We start from the raw sequence: 4,486 nt of genomic DNA, 5'->3' as shown, positions 1-4,486 counted from the left end.
ACATTATTTCTTTTTGCCATCGAGATTTGAGCAGTTGTTGCTCTTCCTTCATTTCTTAAAACACCTAAACGCCATGTTAGTAATTGCGCTTTGGTAATTTCGGTAATCATTTCGGCTAATTTCTTTTGTTGTAATTGTGTTCCAGCGATAGGTTTGTCAAATTGAATACGCTCTTTTGCATAACGCAAAGCTGTATCATAACAATCCATAGCTGCTCCAATTGCTCCCCATGCGATACCGTAACGAGCAGAATCAAGACAACCAAGTGGCGCTCCCAATCCAGATTTGTTTGGTAATAAGTTTGCTTTAGGAACTTTTACATTATCAAATATTAATTCTCCAGTTGCCGATGCACGTAGTGACCATTTGTTATGTGTTTCGGGAGTAGAAAAACCTTCCATTCCTCTTTCTACAATAAGACCATGAATTCTTCCTTCTTCATTTTTTGCCCAAACTACTGCGATATCTGCAAAAGGAGCATTCGATATCCACATTTTTGCGCCATTCAATAAATAATGGTCTCCCATGTCTTTATAATTGGTAATCATACTTCCTGGGTCTGATCCGTAATTTGGTTCAGTTAAACCAAAACAACCAATGAATTCTCCAGTAGCTAATTTTGGTAAATATTTAATCCTTTGCTCTTCATTTCCGTATTTCCAAATTGGATACATTACTAATGATGATTGTACTGATGAGGTAGAACGAACGCCAGAATCTCCGCGTTCAATTTCTTGCATGATTAATCCGTAAGAAATTTGGTCTAATCCAGCTCCTCCATATTCTACAGGAATATAAGGACCGAAACCACCAATTTCACCTAAACCTTTTACAATTTGTTTAGGAAATTCTGCTCTTTGTGCAAAATCTTCAATAATTGGAGATACTTCTTTCTTAACCCATGCACGTGCAGCATCACGGACTAATTTATGTTCTTCAGACAATAAGTCATCTAATAAGTAATAATCAGGAGATTGGAATAAATCTGGTTTCATTTTGATGGTTTTTTAAATCGATGCAAATTTACAAAAACAAATATGACAAATCAATGAACAAATGTTATAATTTATCGTTTTTGGGATATAAACACTTTGAAAAATAGATTGATGAGATTATTTAAAAAATAAATTCTTCATTGCTAATGTTTGATTTTTTAAGTTTTTCTATTAAAATTTTATTTTGAATATAACTTTCATAACTGCAATTTCTGTCAAAACATAGAATATAATTTGTACCAATTAAAGTGCTAAGTTGTTTTTCTAATTCTGATTTTTTCACAAAAACTTTGTTTATAAAAAGCTCATTTTTTTTATTAAAAAAAATAATGACACCAGATTTAGGTTTTTTATCGAAGTAATAATGCGTGTTTGTGAATGGTAAAAAAGCTAAACTCTTTTTTATATTGTTACTGTAAGAAAAATAATTTTCACTTTCTTCATTTTTGTGGGCACTGCTATTCTTTTTTTCTTGTAGTTTAATTATTTCTGGAATGATTAATTTGAGAGGTAAGCGTTTATCAATATTAAAAATCCAGTTTGTAGTACTAATTGTATTTTTTCTATTTACTTCTGCTATTGTATCTTTTTTGTCGGTTTTAAAGAATATATAAACTGGAGAATGATCTTTTACATCCGAAACTATGGTGGTGTCTGCTAGAGGCAAAAATATTTTTTTGTCATTGCAGGAGAATAGTAGAAAGGCTAATGCAAAAAGGAATAATTTATTCATCTTTTAGAAAGTTTTTTACTAGTTGATAGGCTTCTTCTTTAGCTACATCTAAATCGTAATTTTTTATAATTTCATCAAATTGTGGCGCAGTTGCTAGTTCGACATGTGCTTTTGCAATACGCATATTTATTTTATCGTCACTTTCTGTCGAGCGTTCTTTTAGTCTTCTTTTAAGCTCGTCAACACTTGGTGGTTTTACAAAAACAGCTAATGTTTCTTGTTTAAATTTTGATTTAATGCGCAAGCCACCGGCTACATCGATATCAAAAATTACATTTTTTCCTTTTGCCCAAATGCGTTCGACTTCACTTTTTAAAGTACCATAAAAATTATCACGATATACTTCTTCCCATTCAATAAAATCTTCTGCTTTGATGTGTTTTTTGAAATCTTCTAATGAAATAAAATAGTAATCTTTTCCATCCACTTCTTCACCTCTTGGTTCACGAGTTGTACACGAAATCGAGAATTCTAAATTTAATTCTTCTTTAGCTAATAAATGTCTGACTATGGTTGTTTTTCCAGATCCTGATGGCGCTGAGAATACGAGTAATTTTCCTTTGTTCATTGTGATATTTTTATTTACTTTCTATTGAAAATAAAGTGTTTTAGCTTGATTAATATTTATTGTTTTGTCAAAAGGGATTTCTAAAAAATAAGACAATTGCCATTTTTGTGTTTTTTGAGATTGTTTGTTTTCTGTTTTGTCCCAAGGAGGATAAACTCGAATAGCTCTCTTGCCTTCTTTTTTGTCTGAAACAATACCTTTTTCTATTAAAACAGATTTAGGAAATACAAACTGACCAAATCGTTTTTCTGTTTTTACCGTTATTACAAATAAATCAATATTATCAGTGATTTCGAAAGGTTCAATTGGATCTTTTTCTTTTGTCCGTTTCCATAAAGTTACAAATTGACCAACTTTGGTTGGCGTAATTTTTGCTTGACGAAACAAGATTTTTAGATTATTAATCTCAAATCGATGTGCAGCGTATTCTGCACTTTCTTTTTCGATTTCAATATTTGATAATTCAAAACCGCATAGATCGTAAAGTAAGTTTTTGGCATCAATTAAAATAGAGTTCATATAAATAAAAATCTTTTATCTATTTGTCTAAAGAACATTCAAAACCTGTTCTTTAATTTTCTCCAACTCATCTTTCATCATTACCACCAGTTTTTGCATTCCAGCATGATTGGATTTTGAACCAAGTGTGTTTATTTCTCGTCCCATTTCTTGGGTAATGAATCCTAATTTTCTACCATTAGCTTCGCTTCCAGTAATAGTTTCTAAAAAATAATCTAAATGGTTGTTTAGACGAACTCGTTCTTCAGTCACATCTAGTTTTTCTAGATAATAAATGAGTTCTTGCTCGAATCTATTTTCGTCGACATTTACTTTTAGTTCTGTAATGGCGGTTTGCAATTTGTCTTTAATGTTCTGAATTCTCTCTGGATCTAATGCAATAGCATCACTTAAATACTGACGAATATTTGCTATTCGTAACGAAAATTCTTTTTCTAACGAAAGTCCTTCCGCTTGGCGAAAGTTCTGAATATTATTTAATGCTTCAACGATTACTTTCTGAATTTCTGCCCATTCATTTTCGTCTATTTCGTCACGTTCTGTTTTTAATGCATCTGGCATTCTAACTGCCATTTTCATCAGTTCGGTTTCATCAGCATTAGCTAAAATAGCGCGCATTTGGCTGATGTACGCTTTTACAATTGGCGCATTTACTTTGGTCGATGTTTCCTCACCAGTCACTTCAATAAACAATGAAAAATCGATTTTTCCTCGTTCTAATTGTTGTGCGATTTGGTTGCGTAAACCCAATTCCATCTCACGGTAAACGGATGGCATTCTTGTATTTAAATCTAAACCTTTGCTGTTTAAAGATTTTACTTCAACTGTTATTTTTTTGGTTGGTAATTGCAAAGAAGCTTTCCCAAAACCAGTCATGGATTGTATCATATATAAAATTGTAATAGCTACAAATGTATTGAAAATTTAGGATTTAGGATTTAGGATTTAGGATTTCTTCTGTGTAACTAAATAAACACCCGAAAAAATCAATAGAGCAGACCCGATTTTTATCACATTCAATTCGTCTTTTCCTAATCCAATAGCAAAAATAGTCGCAAATAAAGGTTGTAAATAAATGAAAACAGCTACTGTTGTAGGTTTTAGTTCTTTCATAGAAAGTAAATTCAATAAATACGTTAAAAATGTCGAAAATAAAACGACAAAACCTATTTTCCAAAAAATATCGACTGGAAGAACAGACCAATTTACAGCTTGAAATTCAGTATATCCGAAAGGTAAAACCATTAGAAATCCAAATAAATAAATCCATTTCACAAAAGAAAAAGCATTGTATTTGTCCATTAGTTTTTTAACAATAATAAGGTAAAATCCGTAGGAAACAGCGTTGATAAAAACCAATAGATTTCCCAAGCCTGCTTTTGGCGCATTATTCATCGATTTCCCATACAAAATAAGAAATAATGTTCCTGCTAATCCTAAGATGATGCCTAGAATTTTTCTGGTTTTCATTCTTTCTTTTATCAAAATGGCTGACAAAATAAGGACAATCATAGGCGTTGTAACCATGATTACGGCTCCCATAATAGGAGAGGTGTAACTTAAACCTTTAAAAAAAGTAAGCATATTAAGTGCTACACCAAAAAAAGCAGCGGCAATTATTCTAGGAAAATCAGCTTTCTCGATTTTTTCTGTTTTAATAAACAAAGAAAT

Annotated in this window: 6 protein-coding genes; all 6 read right to left on the bottom strand. The window is 31.5% G+C overall.

The genetic code is table 11. The features are described 5' to 3' along the window. Positions 1-995, bottom strand: a 995-nt coding sequence (locus ACKVOV_RS04325; protein ID WP_409205543.1) for an acyl-CoA dehydrogenase family protein, incomplete at its 3' end; no start/stop codon positions are given. Between the two features lie 121 nt (positions 996-1,116). After that, positions 1,117-1,728 (bottom strand): hypothetical protein, encoded by a 612-nt coding sequence (locus tag ACKVOV_RS04320; protein WP_409205542.1) that lies wholly within the window; start codon positions 1,726-1,728, stop codon positions 1,117-1,119. Beyond that, a complete protein-coding gene (gene gmk / locus ACKVOV_RS04315) occupies positions 1,721-2,296 on the bottom strand; it encodes a guanylate kinase (RefSeq protein WP_409205541.1) in 576 nt (191 codons plus the stop codon). Before gmk ends, ACKVOV_RS04320 begins: the two co-directional genes overlap by 8 nt. A 21-nt stretch (positions 2,297-2,317) precedes the next feature. Beyond that, positions 2,318-2,815, bottom strand: coding sequence for a MepB family protein (locus ACKVOV_RS04310; RefSeq protein WP_409205540.1), 498 nt, complete (start codon positions 2,813-2,815; stop codon positions 2,318-2,320). A gap of 27 nt (positions 2,816-2,842) precedes the next feature. Further along, the gene (locus ACKVOV_RS04305; RefSeq protein ID WP_409205539.1) at positions 2,843-3,703 is read right to left on the bottom strand and encodes a YicC/YloC family endoribonuclease; all 861 of its coding nucleotides are present in this window, start codon (positions 3,701-3,703) and stop codon (positions 2,843-2,845) included. Between the two features lie 57 nt (positions 3,704-3,760). Next, positions 3,761-4,486 (bottom strand): DMT family transporter (locus ACKVOV_RS04300; protein ID WP_409205538.1); only part of this gene is annotated, 726 nt, incomplete at its 5' end.

The organism is Flavobacterium sp., assembly GCF_046153165.1.
In the GTDB taxonomy this organism is placed as follows: domain Bacteria; phylum Bacteroidota; class Bacteroidia; order Flavobacteriales; family Flavobacteriaceae; genus Flavobacterium.
This window is presented reverse-complemented; position numbering and strand designations above follow the sequence as displayed.